General features: G+C 68.1%; 14 protein-coding genes. 7 read left to right on the forward strand and 7 right to left on the reverse strand.

What is annotated here, in order from left to right:
* The 3 genes from dsrO to A9974_RS03540 all read left to right on the forward strand — a co-directional run.
* On the forward strand, nucleotides 1–748 hold a 748-nt coding region (gene dsrO / locus A9974_RS03530; RefSeq protein ID WP_183002776.1), incomplete at its 5' end, for a sulfate reduction electron transfer complex DsrMKJOP subunit DsrO.
* Nucleotides 749–762: 14 nt separating this feature from the next.
* Nucleotides 763–1,797: an NrfD/PsrC family molybdoenzyme membrane anchor subunit gene (nrfD, locus tag A9974_RS03535; RefSeq protein WP_183002777.1), complete on the forward strand. Its 1,035-nt coding sequence runs from the start codon at nucleotides 763–765 to the stop codon at nucleotides 1,795–1,797.
* 31 nt (nucleotides 1,798–1,828) lie between these two features.
* Nucleotides 1,829–5,014 (forward strand): tetrathionate reductase subunit A, encoded by a 3,186-nt coding sequence (locus A9974_RS03540; RefSeq protein WP_183002778.1) that lies wholly within the window; start codon nucleotides 1,829–1,831, stop codon nucleotides 5,012–5,014.
* A gap of 79 nt (nucleotides 5,015–5,093) precedes the next feature.
* Here the strand turns inward: A9974_RS03540 and A9974_RS03545 are convergent, their stop codons facing one another.
* Both A9974_RS03545 and A9974_RS03550 read right to left on the reverse strand, forming a co-directional pair.
* Nucleotides 5,094–5,948, reverse strand: coding sequence for a 3-keto-5-aminohexanoate cleavage protein (locus tag A9974_RS03545; RefSeq protein WP_183002779.1), 855 nt, complete (start codon nucleotides 5,946–5,948; stop codon nucleotides 5,094–5,096).
* Complete coding sequence (locus tag A9974_RS03550) at nucleotides 5,945–6,907, reverse strand: 3-hydroxyacyl-CoA dehydrogenase family protein (RefSeq protein WP_183002780.1); 963 nt, start codon at nucleotides 6,905–6,907, stop codon at nucleotides 5,945–5,947. The genes A9974_RS03545 and A9974_RS03550 overlap by 4 nt, the downstream gene beginning before the upstream one ends.
* A 136-nt stretch (nucleotides 6,908–7,043) precedes the next feature.
* On the opposite strand from A9974_RS03550, the gene A9974_RS03555 reads away from it, so the two are divergent.
* A complete protein-coding gene (locus A9974_RS03555; RefSeq protein WP_183002781.1) occupies nucleotides 7,044–7,952 on the forward strand; it encodes a LysR family transcriptional regulator in 909 nt (302 codons plus the stop codon).
* Between the two features lie 69 nt (nucleotides 7,953–8,021).
* On the opposite strand, the gene A9974_RS03560 is transcribed toward A9974_RS03555, so the two are convergent.
* Both A9974_RS03560 and A9974_RS03565 read right to left on the reverse strand, forming a co-directional pair.
* Nucleotides 8,022–8,705 carry a GntR family transcriptional regulator gene (locus A9974_RS03560; protein WP_183002782.1) on the reverse strand — a complete coding sequence of 228 codons (684 nt, stop codon included), beginning with the start codon at nucleotides 8,703–8,705 and terminating at the stop codon, nucleotides 8,022–8,024.
* Between the two features lie 19 nt (nucleotides 8,706–8,724).
* The gene (locus A9974_RS03565; RefSeq protein ID WP_183002783.1) at nucleotides 8,725–10,500 is read right to left on the reverse strand and encodes an IlvD/Edd family dehydratase; all 1,776 of its coding nucleotides are present in this window, start codon (nucleotides 10,498–10,500) and stop codon (nucleotides 8,725–8,727) included.
* 220 nt (nucleotides 10,501–10,720) lie between these two features.
* On the opposite strand from A9974_RS03565, the gene A9974_RS03570 reads away from it, so the two are divergent.
* Both A9974_RS03570 and pdeR read left to right on the forward strand, forming a co-directional pair.
* Nucleotides 10,721–11,716, forward strand: coding sequence for a tripartite tricarboxylate transporter substrate binding protein (locus tag A9974_RS03570; protein ID WP_183002784.1), 996 nt, complete (start codon nucleotides 10,721–10,723; stop codon nucleotides 11,714–11,716).
* A 353-nt stretch (nucleotides 11,717–12,069) separates the two neighbouring features.
* Complete coding sequence (pdeR, locus tag A9974_RS03575; RefSeq protein ID WP_183002785.1) at nucleotides 12,070–14,067, forward strand: cyclic di-GMP phosphodiesterase; 1,998 nt, start codon at nucleotides 12,070–12,072, stop codon at nucleotides 14,065–14,067.
* A gap of 90 nt (nucleotides 14,068–14,157) precedes the next feature.
* On the opposite strand, the gene A9974_RS03580 is transcribed toward pdeR, so the two are convergent.
* The 3 genes from A9974_RS03580 to A9974_RS03590 form a co-directional block, all read right to left on the reverse strand.
* On the reverse strand, nucleotides 14,158–15,042 hold the full coding sequence (locus A9974_RS03580) for a crotonase/enoyl-CoA hydratase family protein (protein ID WP_183002786.1): 885 nt from the start codon (nucleotides 15,040–15,042) through the stop codon (nucleotides 14,158–14,160).
* 476 nt (nucleotides 15,043–15,518) lie between these two features.
* Nucleotides 15,519–16,667: a CaiB/BaiF CoA-transferase family protein gene (locus A9974_RS03585; protein WP_183002787.1), complete on the reverse strand. Its 1,149-nt coding sequence runs from the start codon at nucleotides 16,665–16,667 to the stop codon at nucleotides 15,519–15,521.
* Nucleotides 16,664–17,464, reverse strand: a complete 801-nt coding sequence (locus A9974_RS03590) for an enoyl-CoA hydratase (RefSeq protein ID WP_183002788.1) — start codon at nucleotides 17,462–17,464, stop codon at nucleotides 16,664–16,666. Before A9974_RS03590 ends, A9974_RS03585 begins: the two co-directional genes overlap by 4 nt.
* 225 nt (nucleotides 17,465–17,689) lie before the next feature.
* Between A9974_RS03590 and A9974_RS03595 the strand changes: the two genes are divergently transcribed.
* Nucleotides 17,690–18,547 carry a dienelactone hydrolase family protein gene (locus A9974_RS03595; RefSeq protein ID WP_183002789.1) on the forward strand — a complete coding sequence of 286 codons (858 nt, stop codon included), beginning with the start codon at nucleotides 17,690–17,692 and terminating at the stop codon, nucleotides 18,545–18,547.
* Nucleotides 18,548–18,701: the final 154 nt, after the last annotated feature.

Consider the following 18,701-nt stretch of genomic DNA (forward strand, 5'->3'; position numbering starts at 1 on the left):
ACCCGACCCCCTTCCAACCAAACGCGGCTTCCTGAAAAGCCTCCTGGGCCTGACCGCCACCGCTACCTTCATCCCCATCCACGCCGAAGCCACCGGCATCAACCAGCAACCCCCGCGCCGCCCAGGCCACGCCGGCAAGCGCTACGGCATGCTTGTCGACCTGCGCAAATGCATCGGCTGCCAGTCCTGTACCGTCAGCTGTTCGCTGGAAAACCTGCCTCCGCTGGGCCAATTCCGCACCACCGTCCTGCAGTACGAAGTCAAACCCGACAACGGCGGCCCCTGTGCCATGGTCATGCTGCCGCGCCTGTGCAACCACTGCGACAACCCGCCGTGCGTGCCCGTCTGCCCGGTCCAGGCCACCTTCCAGCGTGATGACGGCATCGTCCTGGTCGACAACGAACGCTGCGTCGGCTGCGGTTATTGCGTCCAGGCCTGTCCCTACGACGCCCGCTTCATCAACCACGACACCCAGACGGCCGACAAGTGCACCTTCTGCGAACACCGCCTGGAAGCCGGTCTCTTGCCCGCCTGCGTTGAAAGCTGCGTTGGCGGCGCCCGCATCATCGGCGACCTGAACGATCCGCACAGCGCCATTTCCACCCTGATGGCCGAGCATCGTGCCGACCTCAAGGTCCTCAAGCCCGACATGAAGACCGACCCGCACGTCTACTACCTGGGCCTGCCCGATGCCTTCGTGCACCACATCGACGGCCAAGCCGGCGTGCGCCTGGCCGGCAGCCATTGAGCCAGGGGACCGTCATGCAGATCACCGAATTGCTTACCCCCGTCTTCGACGCCGCCTGGCTGCCGTGGGCCGTGCAGTATTTCTTTCTTATCGGCATCAGCGCCGCTACCGCGCTGACCGCTGCCTGCGCCGCCTTTGGCCGCGAAGGTTCGGCCGCGCGCCGGCTGCTGCCCGCCGCCGTCACCGTGCTCTTGGTCACCGCCATCGCCGCGCCCGTGTCGCTGCTGGCCGACTTGCACCAGCCGGGCCGCTTCTGGCACTTCTATACGCGGCTCACGCCGTGGTCGTGGATGTGGCTGGGTGCGTTGCTGTTGCCCGTCTTCACCGGATTGGCCGTGATGTTCTGCGCCGCCTGGTGGTGGGGGCGCATCGCCTGGGTACGCCTGGTGGCCGTGGCCCTGGCCGTGTCTGCCGTGTCCATCCTGGTCTACACCGGCGCCGAAGTCATGGTGCTGCGCTCGCGGCCGTTGTGGCACACGCCGTTCCTGCCGCTGAACTTCGCGCTGACCGCCTGGCTGGGCGCGCTGGGCGCCATGTTCCTGGCGGCGCGCTGGCTGCCTGGCGGCCTGCGGGTCTTGCCTGTCGGCCTGCTGCGCCAGCTGAGCGTGGCGGCCGTGGCGGCGATGGCCGTGGGCGCGGGAGCCTGGGCCTTGCTGGGCTTGTTGGGGCTGGACCCGTCGTTTGACGCCGCCCTGCGCCTGTTCGCTGAGTTTCCGGTGTGGCGCGCCAGCCTGGCGGGCGCCGTCGTCACCGCCTTCTGCATCATCGCGCTACTGCAACGCGCGCCGCGCACCCTGGCCGCGCCGCTGCCGTCGGCCGCGCTGGCCCTGACCATGCTGGCCGCCGCCTGGATCTTCCGCTGGGTCGTCTTCATGAGCGTGCAGGGCGTGCCCAAGTACGGCGCCGGCCTGTACCTGTACGACATGCCCTGGGGCAGCGACGGCCTGCTCGGCATGGTCGGCGTGCTGGGCCTGTGCGCCGCGCTGCTCGCCGCCGTGACCTACGCCCTGGAACTGTTCCCCGCGCGCGCCCGCGGCCTGGCGGCCTGACGCCTTGCAAAGACTTCTATAGAGATTAGCCATGGACAAGCAACACCCAGACGACAAGCCCGCCGCCGCGGACGAACCCGACAACGCCGCGCGCCGCAAGCTGATCGCGCGGGGCGGCGTGGTCGCCGGCGGCATGGCCGCGTTCGCCGTGGGATACGGCGACACCGTCGCCAAGGCTGTCAAGGGCCTGGCGCACGGCACTGCCGGCGTGCCCACCGCCCACGCCGTGCGTGGCAATTCCCTGCCGCCGGAGTTTCGCATCGACCCGCTGTCGGGCCTGCTGGCCACGCAGCCCGGCCAGACCGTCAGCCCCTCCAGTTGTCTCGGCTGCTGGACCCAGTGCGGCGTACGCCTGCGGGTGGATACCGACGCCAACCGTATCCTGCGCGTGGCCGGCAACCCCTACCATCCGCTGGCCACGACCCGGCCCGCCGCGATGGACACGCCCGTGCGCGACGTCTATGCGCAGTTGGGCGGCGACAACGGACTGGAAGGCCGCGCCACCTCGTGCGCGCGCGGCTCGGCCATGCTGGAGCAGATGCACAGCCCGTACCGCGTGCTGCAACCGCTGAAACGCGTCGGCGGCCGCGGCGAAGGCAAGTGGCAAAGCATCTCGTTCGAACAACTGGTCCAGGAAGTCTGCGAAGGCGGCGACCTGTTCGGCGAAGGCCATGTCGACGGCCTGCGCGCCATCTTCGACCGCGACACACCGCTGGATCCCGCGAACCCCGAATACGGCGCCAAGGTCAACCAGTTCCTGTTCACGGACGCGTCCAACGAAGGCCGCACGCCGCTGATCCAGCGCTTTGCCGGGCAGTCGTTCGGCACCGTCAATTTCAGCAACCACGGCTCGTATTGCGGCCAGAGCTTCCGCGTCGGTGCGGGCGCGGCGCTGGGCGACCTGAAGGGCATGCCGCATGGCAAGCCGGATTGGGACCGCGCGCGCTTCGGCCTGTTCATCGGCGCGGCGCCGGCCCAGGCCGGCAATCCGTTCCAGCGCCAGGCCCGTCAATTGGCCGAGGCCCGCACGCGGCCCGAGGAAGTTGGCTTCACCTATGTCGTGGTGTCGCCCGTGCTGCCCGCGTCGTCCAGCCTGTCGGCCGGATCGGGCAACGAATGGGTGCCGGTCAATCCGGCCGGCGATCTGGCCCTGGCCATGGGCCTGATCCGCTGGATCCTGGACCACCAGCGCTTTGACGCCCGGGCGTTGGCGCAGCCCGGTCCCGCCGCCATGAAGGTGGCCGGCGAGGCCGCCTGGACCAACGCCACGCACCTGGTGGTGGCCGAACCCAACCATCCGCGCCAGGGCAGTTTCCTGCGCGGCGCCGACATGGGCTGGCCGCGTCCCGCCGATGCGAGCGACAAGTGGGAAGACGTCTACGTGGTGCGTCTGCAAGACGGCACACTGGCGCCGCACACCACGGCCGCGCCGGCCATCCTGTTCGTCGATGACGCGGTGGCCGCGCCCGGCATGACGGATGCGCCCGGGGCCCTGCGGGTATGCACGTCGCTGTCGCTGCTGCACGAGCAGGCGCGCCGCAAGACGCTGGACGAATACGCCGCCTTGTGCGGCGTGCCGGTGGCCAAGATCGCCGAGCTGGCCGAGCGCTTCACCAGCCATGGCAAGCGCGCCGTGGCCGACGCGCACGGCGGCACCATGAGCGGCGCGGGCTTCTACACCGCCTACGCCATCGCCATGCTCAACACGCTGGTGGGCAACCTGAACACGGAAGGGGGGCTGGTGCTGGACGCCGGGCCGTTCCCGCCCTACGGCGCGGGGCCGCGCTACAACATCGCGGGCTTTCCCAACCGGGCCACGCCCAAGGGCGTGGGCCTGTCCCGCAACCGGTTCCCGTACGAGAAATCCAGCGAGTTCAAGCGCAAGCAGGCCGCGGGCCAGCCGGCCTATCCGGCCGCGGCGCCCTGGTATCCGGCGACCGGCGGCCTCAGTTCCGAGATGCTGGCATCCGCCCTGGCCGGTTATCCGTACCGCGCCAAGGTCTGGTTCAACCACATGAGCAACCCGGTCTACGGTATCGCGGGATTGAAGAACGTGCTGCTGGACAAGATGAAGGACCCGGCGATATTGCCGCTGTCGGTGTCGATCAACCCGTTCATCAACGAGACCAACGCGCTGGCTGACTACATCGTGCCCGACACCGTCACCTACGAAAGCTGGGGCGTGTCGGCGCCCTGGGCCGACGTGGTGGCCAAGGCGTCGACCGTGCGCTGGCCCGCTGTGACGCCCAAGGTGGCGAGCACGGCCGAGGGGGCGCCGGTGTGCCTGGAGTCGTTCCTGATCGCTTGCGCCAAGCGGTTGCGCATGCCGGGCTTTGGCGAAGGCGCCATCGCCGACGCGGACGGCCAGCGCTATCCGCTGGACACCGCCGAGGATTTCTTCCTGCGCGGCATGGCCAACATCGCGTTTGCCGCCGGCCGCCCCGTGCCCGAAGCCAGCGACGACGACCTGGCCCTGACCGGCGTGGCGCGCTACGGTGACTTGCTGCGCCAGAAGCTCAAGCCCGACGAATGGCGCCGGGTCGCCATGGTGATGAGCCGCGGCGGACGCTTTGACCGCATGCAGGACGCCTGGACAGGCGAGGCCGGCGCGCGCCAGACGCGCCAGGCCTGGGCCAAGCCGCTGCAAGTCTGGAGCGAGGAGCTGGCGGGCTTTCGCCATGCGATGACGGGCGAGCGCTACAGCGGCTGCCCCACTTGGTATCCGCCGCGCCTGGCCGACGGCCGCGACGTGCGCCAGCAGTATCCGCAATCTGAGTGGCCGTTCCTGCTCAGCTCGTTCAAGTCGAACCTGATGAGCTCGATGTCGATCGGCGTGGACCGGCTGCGCCAGGTGCATCCGCACAACCCGGTAGCGATCAACCGGCAGGATGGCGAACGCCTGGGCCTGCGCAACGGCGACCCCGTGCGCATCGTCACGCCCGGCGGCGCGGTCACCGGCCTGGCGCTGCTGCGCGACGGCATCCAGCCGGGCGCGGTGGGCATCGAGCATGGCTACGGCCACACCGAGCTGGGCGCGCGCGCCCACGTCGTGGATGGCCGGGCCATGCCGCATGACCCGGCGCTGGCGGCGGGCGTGAACCTGAACGACCTGGGGTTTGGCGATGCTACGCGCGGGGCGCATGCCAATGTATGGATCGATTGGGTGTCGGGGGCGGCCGTGCGGCAGGGGTTGCCGGCCCGAATCGAGCGGGCCTAGCACGCTGCGCCACACCGGCAAACAACAACAGCACCAAAGGCCAGGGCCTGTGCGAGGCGCCTTCCCGTGTGAACAGGCCTTAGGCGACCGCTCCATAAATCGCCCGGGCCTGTGCCGCGTCAGCCACAGGCCGGCCCAACGCGCGTGCGCCTTCGACGGCTTGCCGCACGAGATCAGCATTGCCCGCTGCCACGCTGCCGTCACGCAGCTTCAGATTATTTTCGAAGCCTACCCGCATATGCCCCCCGAACGCCGCCGCCGTCGTCACACAGGCATTCTCCTCGGCCCCAAACGCGCAAATCGCCCAAGGCAGCGAATGATCGTAAGCCGCCAGAAACGGCAGCAGATCGTAAGCCGACGACGTCTGTCCCACGCTATACCGCCCCAGCACGAACAGCACCGACCAGGCGCCCGGCGGCACCAGCCCCCGCGCCCGCAGCGACAACCAGCGCCGCACATCGCCTTCGTCATACAGAATGATCTGCGCCATGATGCGCCGCTCGGCCACCCAGGCCAGGAACGCCGCCAGCTCCGTCTCGGGAATCTCCGGCACCGCGATTTCGCGCAATCCCATCGACACCGCTTCCGGTTGCAGCTCGCGCACCAGCGCCATCTGCTCCGCCGCCTTGTACACCCCGGCCGCTTCGCTGGTGACCTGCACCAGCAGCTCGCGTCCCACCGCCCGGTCCACCGCCGCCAGCGCCTCGCGATAGGCGTGTGCATCCAGCAGATGGCTGCCGTCCGGCTTGCGCACGTGCATGTGCATCATCGCCGCGCCCGCCTCCAGGCACGCGCGCGCCTCCAGGGCCAGCGTCTCGGGCGTCATCGGCACCGCGGGATGGTCCGCCGCCTTCTTGTACGCCCCGTTGGGCGCCACTGTCACGATCACTGGCGATGTCGCCAGCGCCGCGCGCGTCAGGGGTGCGGCGCTCATGGCTGGATCTCCGGCAGTTCGGGCGAGATCAGGTCCAGGCCTGCGCGCAGCAACCGGTCATAGCGGGCGCGCTCGGCCGCGATGGTCTCCGGCGTCCAGGTGTAGAACCCTTCGCCCGCCTTCATGCCGTAGCGGCCGTCCGCCGCGCGTTCGGCCAGGCATTGCGCCGGGTGGTCATCGTTGCAGAACGTGGGATACATCGTCGCGCCTGCCGCCGCGTGCACATCGATGCCCGCATGGTCGCGCTGCATGACCGGGCCGGCCGCCAGGAAGCGGAAACCGAAACCGAAGCGCACCGCCGCGTCCACGTCTTCCGGCGACGCGATGCCGCGGTCGATCAGGTTGAATGCCTCGCGCGACAGCGCGTGCTGCAAGCGGTTGGCCAGGAACCCGGGCAGGTCCTGGCGCACCTTCACCGGCACGCTGCCGCAACGGCGCATGAACGCGATCAGGTCGTCGGCGCGGGCCTCGTCGCTGGCTTGCCCCATCACCACTTCCACCAGCGGCACCAGGTGGGCCGGCATGAAAAAGTGCAGGCCCAGCATGCGTTCGCGCGTGGCCAGCCCCTGGCCGATCGCGCTGATCGGGAAGCTGGAGCTGTTGCTCGCCAGCACCGCATCCGGCCGCGCACGGCGCACCAACTCGGCAAACAGCGTCTGCTTGATGTCCAGGCGTTCCGGCACGCATTCGATTACCAGGTCCACGCTGGCCCAGTCCACCGCGTCCAGGCTCGGCGCCGTGGCCAGCAGCGGCGCATTGGCCTCGCGGCCGATGGTCTTCAGATTTTCCGCGACGCGGCCCGGCAGCGCGGCCGCGCGCGTAGCGTCCGGCTCGATCACCGTCGTGCGGCAGGCGGCGCGCGTCAGCACTACCGCCACGTCGGCGCCCATCGTGCCGCCGCCCACCACCACCGCATGCGCCGCGCCCGGATTGGGCAGGGCCTTCGTATCCGTCTGCATGGTTCGCTCCTTGTTCTGAAACCGCTGCTGCATCTGTATTGGGCGCCGAGTGTAGAGAAGCTTGTTTGATTGATGAAGCAGATTTTTTGGATAGAATGATCGAAAAATTAGATCAATAACCGAGGCAGCCGCAGGTATGCAGATCAATCTTTCGATGCGCGACATCGACACCACGCTGGTGCTGGGCCGCACGCTCAATTTCCGCCAGGCGGCCGCACAGCTGCATCTGTCGCAGTCCGCCTTGTCCACCCAGATCCAGCGCATTGAAGACGCGCTGGGCGTGAAGCTGTTCGACCGCACCACCCGCAGCGTGCGCCTGACGGCGGCCGGCGAGGTCTTCATGCAGCAGGCCGCGGCCCTGCAGGTGGCGTTTCGCGACGCCATCGCCGCCGTCAGCGGCATTGCCAGCGCCGAGCATGGCCAGGTGTCGGTGGCGGCGCTGCCGTCGCTGGCCGCGCGGCTGCTGCCGCGGGTGCTGATGGCGTATCGTCAGGCCCACCCGCAGGTGGCGCTGAAAGTGCGCGACACGCTGTCTGGCCCGGCCTTTGACTTGGTGCGCGCGGGCGAAGTGGACTTCGCGCTGACCGCCGCCGATCCGCAGCACGCCGACCTGCACTACGTGCCGCTGATGTCCGACAGCTTCATCTTGCTGATTCCCCAGGCGCATCCGCTGGCCAAGTCGCGCGGGCCGCTGCGCTGGGCCGACACGGCATCGGCCGCGCATGTGTCCATGGTGCATCCGAGCAGTGTGCGCCAGTACACGGAGTGGGCCTTTCTGCAGAACCGCATCCGCTTCACGCCGGCCTTCGAGGCCGAGCACCTGACTACCATCGTGGCCATGGTCGAATGCGGCTTTGGCGTGGCGGCGTTGCCCGAGATCGCGGCGGGCGCGGTGGCGCAGAACGGCATCGTGCAGCGGCCGCTGACCGGCCCCGTTGCCGAACGCTCGATCGGATTGGTGACGGCGCGCAACCGCAGCCTGCCGCCGGCCGCGGCGGCGCTGGTGTCGATGTTGCGGGAATATCTGGCGGATCAGGCGCGTTGACGGTGCGCCCAGGGGGGCCGGGGGCAGGGCGCCGAATCCCGCAAGGCGCCCACCGCGCCGGCGCCTGTCTCACGTGCCGCGGCGGGCCTGTTCCGACGCCAGGTAGGCATCGCGCGACGGCAGCAGGTGTTCCCGGCACACCGCCATCAGCGTCTCGCGATCCCCATCGCGCAGCGCGTGGATCATGGCCCAGTGCTCTTGCCGGGCGCGTTCGCGGTAGTTGGCTGCGGCCAGCGAGCCAAAGCGGATCGGGTGGGTGCGGCGCGCATATTCCTCGATCGCCTGCCCCAGTACCGCGTTGTCCAGCAGGCCGAAGAACTCGCGGTGAAAGCGCTGGTTGCTGCGGAATACGCGGCGCGCATCGCCATCTGCCACGGCCGCGTCATGCTCGCGCTGCACCGCGATCAGCGCCGCCAGCCGCGCCGGCGGTACGGGCAGCGGCATCAGGCTGGCGGCGTGCACCTCCAGCACTTCGCGCAGCGCGTACAGCTCCATCACCTCGCTGACCGCGAACGCCCGCACCACCGCGCCCACGTTGCGCTTGCGCTCGACCACGCCCAGCAGCTCCAGCTCCACCAGCACCTGGCGCACCGCGTGCCGTTTCATGCCGAAGCGGGCCATCAGGTCGTCTTCGGTCAGGCGTTCGCGCGGGTGCAGGCGGCCGAAGACGATGTCTTCTTCCAGCGCGGCGACCGCCAGGGAGACGGCGTCGGGCGCTTGCGGTTGCAGGGCGTCAGGCGTGATGGCGTTCATGGGCGCGGGTCCGGTCAGGTTACTTCTTGGGCACGGTGTCCTGGGTGACGCCGGCGCGCAGGAAGTCGAAGTCCACGCCCTGGTCGGCCTGCGTCACGGTCTGCAGGAACAGCTTGCGGTAGCCGCGGTCGGCAGTGGGGCGCTCGATCGGCTGGGCCGCCCTGCGGCGGGCCAGTTCGGCGTTGTCCACCAGCAGCGCGATCTCGCGCTGCGCCACCGACAGGCGGATGCGGTCGCCATTTTGCACGTAGGCCAGCGGGCCGCCAATCGCCGCCTCGGGCGTGACGTGCAGCACGATGGTGCCGGCCGCCGTGCCGCTCATACGGCCGTCGGAAATGCGCACCATGTCCTTGACCCCGGCGCGCGCCAGCTTTTTCGGAATCGGCATGTAGCCGGCCTCGGGCATGCCCGGCGCGCCGGTGGGTCCGATGCGCTTGAGCACCAGCACGTCGTCGGCGGTCACGTCCAGGGCATCGTCGTCGATGCGGCGGGCCATGTCCTCGGCGTCTTCGAACACCACCGCGCGGCCTTCGTGTTCCATCAGCTTGGGGTTGGCGGCCGATTGCTTGATGATGGCGCCGCCCGGCGCCAGGTTGCCGCGCAGCACGGCCAGGCCGCCCACCGGGTAGATCGGGTTGGCGGCGCTGCGGATCACGTCCTGCGTGAAGGGGGCGGGGGCGTCGTCCAGTTCCTCGCCCAGGGTGCGGCCCGACACGGTCAGGGTGTCCAGGTGCAGGAACGGCCGCAGCTCGCGCAGCAGGGCCGGCATGCCGCCGGCGTGGTGGAAGTCTTCTATATAGTGCTGGCCCGAGGGTTTCAGGTCGACCAGCACCGGGGTTTCGCGGCTGATGCGATCCAGCCCGGCCAGGTCGATGTCGATGCCCAGGCGGCCGGCGATGGCGGTCAGGTGGACGATGCCGTTGGTCGAGCCGCCGATGGCCAGCAGCACGCGCAGCGCGTTTTCGATGGCCTTGCCGGTCAGGATGCGATCGGGCGTCAGGCGCGAGGCGGCCATGGCGACGGCGGTGGCGCCGGTGCGCTCGGCCACGCGGACGCGGTCGGCGGTAACGGCCGGGGCGGACGCGCCGCCCGCCACCATCATCCCCAGCGCCTCGGTAATGCAGGCCATGGTGCTGGCCGTGCCCATGACGGAACAGGTGCCCACGCTGGCGACCAGCTGATTATTGACGTCGGCGATCTCGGGCGCGTCGATTTCCTCGGCGCGGTAGCGGCCCCAGTAGCGGCGGCAGTCGGTGCAGGCACCGACCCGTTCGCCGCGGTGCGAGCCGGTCAGCATGGAGCCGGTCACCAGCTGGATGGCGGGCACGCCAGCGGACGCGGCGCCCATCAGCTGGGCCGGCACGGTCTTGTCGCAGCCGCCGATCAGCACCACGGCATCCATGGGCTGGGCGCGGATCATTTCCTCGGTGTCCATCGACATGAGGTTGCGCAGGTACATGCTGGTGGGCTGCGAGAAGCTCTCGTGCACCGAGATGGTGGGGAAATCCATCGGCAGGCCGCCGGCCAGCATCACGCCGCGCTTGACCGCTTCGATCAGCTGCGGCGCGTTGCCGTGACAGGGGTTGTAGCTGCTGCCCGTGTTGACGATGCCGATGATGGGACGCGCCAGCGCGTCGTCGGACAAACCCGCGCCCTTGATGAAGGCTTTGCGCAGGAACAGCGAAAAGCCGACGTCGCCGTAGTTGGTCAGGCCGCGCGCCACGCCGCGGGACCGGGCGCCGTCGCTGTCGAAGGGCCCCTTGGCGGGCTTGCCGCCCTTGGTGTCGTCCGTCATTTTTCTTCCCGATAATATTATTGATAATCCAGGGGCATGATCATATCTACCCTTTGAAAAGCGGCGCAAGCAGTTTGTTGGAGAAAATTTATTGATCTTTAAAACAGATCAGTCGATAGAAAAATTCTGATTCATCTATCAAGTTTGGCCTCCTACACTGGCGCGGTTGACGAGCCGGGCGTCCGTTCCATTCCTATACTCATCCCGGCAGGAGACCTACATGTCAGACCTGCGCCTGCGGCCTCGCCGCGCCTTGCTGCTTTCCCTGCTGGCCGTCTGTGCCGGCGCCGCGACCCCCGCGCTTGCTGCCGATGCGTACCCCGACAAGCCCATCCGCCTGATCGTGCCGTACCCGCCCGGGGGCGCCACCGACGTGATCGGCCGGGTGCTGGCGCAGGAACTGACGGGCGCGCTGGGGCAATCGGTGATCGTGGAAAATCGCGCAGGCGCGGCCGGCAACATCGGCGCGGACCAGGTGGCCAAGGCGCAGCCCGACGGCTACACGTTGCTGATGGGCGCGCTGACCAGTCATTCCATCAACGCCGCGCTGTACCGCGGCCGGGTCACGTACGACGTGGAAAAGAGCTTCGCGCCGGTGTCCATCGTGGGCACCGTGCCGCTGGTGTTCGTGGTCAACCCGTCGGTGCAGGCCAACAATCTGCAGCAGCTGATCGCGCTGGCCAAGTCGCGCCCGGGCTACGTCACGATGGCATCGGCCGGCAACGGCTCGCCGCAGCATCTGGCCGGCGAAATGTTCAAGCGCGCCGCCGGCGTGGACATCCTGCACGTGCCGTACAAAGGCAGCGGCCCGGCCATGACCGACCTGATGGGCGGCCAGGTGCTCAGCATGATCGAAACCGTGCCCGCCTCGCAGGCCAGCATCAAGGCCGGCAAGCTGCGCGCGCTGGCGGTCACGTCGCCGCAACGCGTCGAGGCGCTGCCCGACGTGCCCACCGCCGCGGAGGCAGGGCTCAAGGACTTCGAGGTCAGCTCCATGTTCGGCATCGTCGCGCCCGCCAATACCCCGGCGCCGGTCATCGACCGCCTGAACGGCGAGCTGAAGAAGATCCTGGCCAAGCCCCAGGTCAAGGCATCGCTGCTGGCCCAGGGCGCCATCGCCGAATGGACCAGCCCGGCCGATGCCCGCGCCCGCGTGTCGTCCGAATTGGCGCGCTGGACCAAGGTCATCGACGAAGCCGGCGTCAAGCCGGAATAAGCGGATCGGGAATCAACGGGTGTCCATGTGGTCACCTGAGAGCGGCCCCCCGGTAGCGGCGGGCCGCTATTTCATGCTCCGCGGCGGTCGCTTTTGTGCAACTTGCCAAAAATAGTCACAAATTTTCGGCGATATTGTTTGCGTGCATGGCAACGTGTCACGCAACAGACCTGACGCCTGAGTTCTCCTGGGGAGTCGTTCATAGCGCAGGCCGGGACGCTGGCAGCACAGTTGCACGCGCATATGAAATATTCCGCAATACAGCATCGGCCGCCGCCCGCCGGGTGGTTGACCCCAAACTGACTACACCGTAATGTGCTTCGCAGGCCTTCCTAGGACGGCGGGGGACACCAATGACTGAGACTCAGGACGAAAAATCGATCCTGTACCTGCATTTCGGTACGCCTAGCCCGTATTGGAGGCTAGCGGCCGATAGCGACGCGATCGAACTTTCCGCGGTCAAGGGCGCGACCAACATCGCGATGGCGCTGCAGCCCGAGCAGGCGCAGGCCATCCGCGCCCTGACCGGCATCACCGCCAGCCTGCGCATCGACATCAGCTTGTACGGCGATCCGATACAGCTGCATCTGGTCGGGCGCAAGATCAACCCCACCGAATGGGCCGGCACCGCGTCGGCGCACACGGATACCGATTCGGTCGCGCGCGACCTGGTCGAGGGCCTGTCGTTCGCCGAAACCGTGGTGTCCGAGGCCAACTCGGTCATCGTCATCGTCGACCAGCACGGCCGGGTGCAGCGCTTCAACAAAGTCAGCGAGGAATACACGGGCAAGCGCGAGCAGGACATCGTCGGGCGTAGCGTGTTCGAGATGTTCATGACCCGCGAAGAAGCCACCGCCTCGCGCCGCAATATCGCCGAGTTCTATAAGCGCGGCCAGTCGTACGAGGTCGAGCGCCTGATCAACACGGTCAAGGGCCCGCGGCTGTTCCTGTTCCGCAACAAATTCGTCACCAGCGGCAGCGGTGAAAAGCGCGTCTACCTGATCTGCTCGGGCACCGACATCACCGAAGAGCGCCAGGCGCAGGAGCGCTTGCGGGTGCTGGCCAACACCGACATGCTGACCAACCTGCCCAACCGCCACGCCATCACGGCGCGGCTGCAGGCAGCGCTGGCCGACGGACGCGGCGCGGGCGGCGGCGTGCTGTTCCTGGATCTGGACAACTTCAAGCGCATCAACGACCACTACGGCCATGGCTTCGGCGACCGCCTGCTCAAGTCGGTGGCGGTGGCCATTTCCAGCTGCCTATCCGAAGGCCAGACGCTGGCGCGGCTGGGCGGCGACGAATTCATTGTGCTGCAGGAAGAGGCGCAGGCCTGGCAATTGGAAGCCACCGCCGAACGCATCATCGAACGCCTGCGCGAGCCGTTCCGCCAGGAACTGATCGAGGTCTACACCAGTTGCTCCATCGGCATCGCCATGTATCCGGAGCATGGCGAAGACCTGGACAGCGTGGTGCGCAGCGCCGACATCGCCATGTACGTGGCCAAGGAGGCCGGGCGCCACACCTACCGCGTGTTCCAGCCCGAGATGGACCGGCGCAACGCCGACTATGTCTGGCTGGACACCAATCTGCGCAAGGCGCTGGCCGAAGGCCACCTGATGCTGTATTACCAGCCCAAGCTGGCCGGCCGCGGCGGCGACGTCGATGGGGTCGAGGCGCTGCTGCGCTGGCGCTCGCCCGAGCGCGGCATGATCTGCCCCAGCGTGTTCATTCCCTACGCCGAGGAATCCGGCCTGATCTCGCAACTGGGCGTGTGGGTGATGCGCGAGGCCGCGCGCCAGGCCGCGGCCTGGAAGCGCGATGGCTTGAACCTGCGCGTGGCCGTCAATATGTCGGCGCGGCAGCTGGACGACAAGGGGGTGGTCAGCGAATTCATGCGCGCGGTCAGCGATGCCGGGCTGGACCCGTGCCTGCTGGATATCGAGCTGACCGAAAGCTGCCTGATCGAAGACGAAGTCGCGGCCATCGAGCTGATGAAGCAGTTCCGCCAGCTGGGCGCGCGGGTGCACCTGGACGACTTCGGCACGGGCTATTCCTCGCTGTCGCAACTGGCCCGCATTCCACTGGACGCGATCAAGCTGGACGCCAGCTTCGTGCGCGGCGTGAACGAAAACCCGGTGTCGCAGGCGCTGGCGCGGGCCATCGTGGCCGTGGCGCGCACGCTGGAACTGAAGGTGATCGCCGAGGGCGTGGAGACCCAGGAGGAAACCGCCTTCCTGGATACCCTGGGCGTGGACGCCAAACAAGGCTACCTGTACGCCAAGCCCATGCCCGCCGCGGAGTTTTCCGCCTGGCTGGCGCAGCGCCGGCGGCTGCACCTGATCGCCTGACGCGGCTGCGGGCCGCGGTCTGGGGGCAGTCTGTCGCCCCCGTCCCGTGGGCTCTTCACGGCGGCCAAGCGCCGCGACGGGCCGCCATCCTCAATGCATCGTCGCGTCCAGGACCGCCTCGGCGCCGCCCGATGCGCGCCGGTTCTGCGCCATCACCAGACGTTCCATGTAGGCCCGGTCCTTCGGGTCGATCATGAAGGCGGCGTCCACCCAGTCCTCGGTGATGTCCATCAACTCGGAACGCGTCAGCTGCAGCACGCGTTGGCGCGCGCGCAGCATGGCGCGCATGCCATTCAGCTTGGGCCGCATCACGTCGATGAAAGTGCGGGTGGCCTTGTAGGCATCGCCGGGCTCGAACACCACGTCCACCAGGCCGCGGGCCTGGAACCATTCGGCGGTGTGCGATTCGCCCGAGCCGATCAGTTCCTCGGCCAGCTTCATGCCCGAGCGCCGCGCCACCAGCGAATAGCCGCCCATGCCCGGGAACAGGTTGAAGGCCATCTCGGGGAAGCCCATGCGCGCGTTGTTCTGCGCCAGCACGAAGTGGTGCGCCAGCGCTGCCTCGAAACCGCCGCCCAGCGCCGTGCCTTCGATCATCGCCAGCGACACCGCGCCGGTATCGAAACCGCGCGTGGCCGCGTGCACGCAATCCACGCACGCGCGCGCATAGGCGCGCAGCGCCTCGCGCCGGCCGGTGCGGATGGCTTCGGCAAAGAAGTTCAGATCGCCGCCCACGTTGTAGATCTGCGGCACTAGCGAGCCCGTGACCCAGAAGTCGAAGGGCAGGCCGGAATCCTTGGCGGCGCGCGCCAGGGTCATGATTTCGTCGATCAGTTCATGGTTAAAGCAGGGGCGCGGCTGGGCGCGCAGCATCATCCACATGACGCGTCGTCCTTCTTCGTAGAACGCGGAGACTTGCTTCAAATTGCCTGCTGCGGTGAAGGGATGGCAATCCGGATGAATGAGTTCAGTCATTAGCTTTCGTCCAATCGATCAAGGTGAGTCGGAGTACTGCGAGGCCAGCCTAATACAGCTGCCGCCGTGTCTCCCTCATGCAAACCTCGTTCGGCCGGCCAGAGTTCTCCGTAGTGCAAATATCCGAGTGATTGTTTTGAAAACGTTGCATTGGCGGCGCGGGTGTCATGCGCCTGGATGACGCGCGCCTCGTCAATGCGGATGAGGACCGTCGCGAATTCGCGAGAATCGGGCGGCCCGGGCGGCATGCGCCGGACTCATGCAAATGGAGGGGAGGCAGGGCGCGCCGCGCTCGCCATGCCGCGATGGCCGAGGCCGGAAAAAAGCGTCGTTGTGGTGCTGCAACACAAAAAACCTGGAAACCGAAGGCCTGTCTTCGTCGGTCAGGCGGCAGCGGTGAAACTGCGCAACTCGTAGAGCGCGCAGAACGCGCGCAACTGCTTCAGGGTGATATTCATGGTCAGGATGGGCAGCGCCTATTGCGGACCGAGCATATCGCGATCCGCGTCCTGGCGCGGCGCCAGGCTGCGGATCGATCCGGGCGTGCGGGAAAAACGCACCGGGATGGCCGGCGTGGTCAGGGTGCCTTCGGTGGGGTGCTCCACCCGCTGAAAAAAGCCCGTTGCGGCCAGGTGCGGGTCGTCGAACAGCGTTTCCGGCGTATTGATGCGCGAATGCGGGATGTCCGCGTCAGCCAGCAGCGCGAGCCAGTCGCCGGTCGTGCGCAGCTGGACGATGGCGGCCAGGTCGGCGTACAGCATATCGAAATGACGCGCCCGTGCCGGGGGACTGGCGTAGCGCGGGTCGGCGGCCAGGTCGGCGCGGCCGGCCAGCGCAAAAAATCGCTGCCACTGCGCGTCGGTATAGGGCAGCAGCGCCAGATAGCCGTCCAGGGTGCGATAGGGCCGGCGCTCGGGCGACAGCACGCGCCGGTAGCCCATCTCGCCGCGCGGCGGGTCAAAGGTGCGCCCGCCCAGGTGTTCGATCAGCGTGAACGACACCAGGGTTTCGAACATGGGTACTTCGATCGTCTGGCCGCGGCCGGACTTTTCCCGTTCGTACAGCGCCATCGGGATGGCGTAGGCCAGGGTCAGCCCGGCCACCTTGTCGGCCATGATGGTGTTGATATAGGCGGGCGCGCCGCTGTTGCGGCCTTGCAGGTCCGCCAGGCCGCTCATGGCCTGGATGATGTCGTCAAAGGCGGGCTGCGCGGCATACGGCCCGTCCTGGCCGAAACCCACCGCCGAGCAATAGATCAGCCGTGGATGGCGGGCGCACAGGCTGGCGGCGTCCAGCCCGGCCCGCGCCAGCGCGCGAGGCCGCACGTTGGAGATGAAGACGTCGGCGCCGTCGATCAACTGCAGCAGGTGCTGCAGGTCGGCGGGATCCTTGGCGTTCAGGGTGACGCTGCGCTTGTTGCGGTTCAGGTTCAGGTAGACCGCGCCCATGCCCGGCGAGGCGGCCGGCACCGAAGCGCGGAACACGTCGCCTTCGGGCGCTTCCACCTTGATGACGTCGGCCCCCATGTCGCCCAGGATCTGGGTGGCGTAGGGCCCCATGCCGACGGAGGTCATGTCCACCACCCGCACGCCGGCCAGCGGGCCAGTCGCGGTGACGGCCGTCATTGCGCCTCCGGGGCGCGCTTGCGGGCCAGGAAGGGCGCCATGTGGCGGCGCGGCTCGTCGGTGGTGAAGGCGGCGCCGAAGGCATCCACGCTGCGGTCCAGGCCGGCCTCGACGGTGGATGTCTCCCAATAGCGCAGCAGCGCCTTTTGCGAGCGCACGGCCAGCGGGCCGCAAGCGGCGATGGCGCCGACGGTGCGTTCGATCAGGTCATCCAGCGCCTCGGCCCCCGTATCGCACAGGAATTGCAGGAAGCCCCAGCGCAGCGCCTGCTCGGCGTCGACGGTGGCGCCGGTCAACAGCAGCCAGTTGGTGGCGCCCGGGCCGATCAGCGCCGGCAGCAACACGGCGTGGATCACGGACGGTATGCCCACATGCACTTCCGGCATGCCGAACACGCCGTCGCGCGACCCCAGGCGGATGTCGCAAGCCGCCGCCAGCTCCATACCGGCGCCCAGGCAGAAGCCGGGCAGGCGGGCGATGGTGGGCACGGGCACGTCGCGCACCGCGTCGCACAGGTGGCGCAGGTTGGTGATGAAGGCGCGGCCGCCGGCCGGGTCCAGCTCGGCCATCTCATAGATATTGGCGCCGCCCACGAAGGCCTTGTCGCCGCTGCCGCGGATCACTAGCGCGCGGGCGTCGGTTTGCGCGGCGATCCAGCGCACCGCTTGCGTCAGGCCCAGGGTCACGGGCGTGGCCAGGATGTTCAGGCTCTTGGCGTCGTGGATCTGCAACGTATAGACGCCGCGCGCGTCGCGCTGGATCAGGCTATGGGGAAAGGCGGGAATGGGGGGGCTCATGGCAAGTGTCTTCCGTGGAATCGTTGGCGTTGCCAGCCATCCTAGGCCCGGCCGTTGATCACGACAAACAAGTAATTTTCATGGAATAAGTCTGAAGTGGAATGAATCGGCCGGGTGGGGTTCGCGGTAATGGCGGCCCGTCCGCCGCGGGAGTAGTCTTGCGGCTACCCGGGCGGCGAGCCTGTTCCTGACGAGGTCAACATGGGTGCATGGTCAAGAATCGCGATGATCGCAAGCGTTGGACTGTTGACGGCCTGCGCCGCGCCGCCGCCCAAGCTGGCGGCCAACGAGAGCGTGCAGAAGGTGCCGGTGACCGTGGCGCTGGACAACGGCGGCATGGCCGCCGGCGACCTGGTCGTGACGGTGTTCACGCCCGCCGGGCCGGGCAAGCACCCGCTGATCGTGATCAACCATGGCCGGGCCGGCGACCCGGCTGGCCGCGCCAAGCTGGGCCGGGCGCGCTACTCAGCCGCGTCGCAGTTCTTCGCCGAAGCCGGATTCGTCGTGGCCGTGCCGGTACGGCTGGGCTACGGCGTCACCGGCGGACCAGACCTGGAAGGCAGCGGCCGTTGCGCCGACCGGCGCTTCACGGCCACCTTCGACCGTGCCGCCAGCCAGATCGGGCAGGTGGTGCAGGCGATGGCGCAGCGCCCTGACGTGGACGCATCCCATATCGCGGTGCTGGGCCAATCGGTGGGCGGCGGCTCGACCGTGGCGCTGGCGGCGCAGAATCCGCCGGGCGTGAAGGCGGCCATCAACTTCGCCGGCGGCGCGGGCGGCGACCCGGTGCGATCGCCCGGTAAGTCCTGCGGGCCCGATCGCCTGCAGGCCACCTATGCCGCCTACGGCCAGACGACCCGCGTGCCGATGCTGTGGATCTATACGGAAAACGATCTGTATTGGGGCCCCGACTGGCCCAAGCAGTGGGTTGCCGCCTATAACCAGGCGGGCGGCCAGGCCACCTTCGTGCCGATGGAGCCCGATGGAGAAAACGGCCACAGCCTGTTTACGCATTCGCCGCAGAAGTGGAAGCCGATAGTCGCGAAGTTTTTGCGCGAGCAGGGTTTCTCGATGCCGGAATAAGCACGCTGTGGCACGTCGGCCAGTGTTGAATTTGCCGACGTCGCTGTCGCCCCGAGGTCTGCCCTACGGGGTTTCCATCTCCTTCTGTTTCGCCTTGTCCTTTTTTTCTCCATCGTAGTGCGACTTGATGGCGAAAAACATGCCGGTGCCCAAC

The organism is Achromobacter sp. UMC71 (assembly GCF_014170305.1).
Lineage (GTDB): Bacteria > Pseudomonadota > Gammaproteobacteria > Burkholderiales > Burkholderiaceae_B > Achromobacter.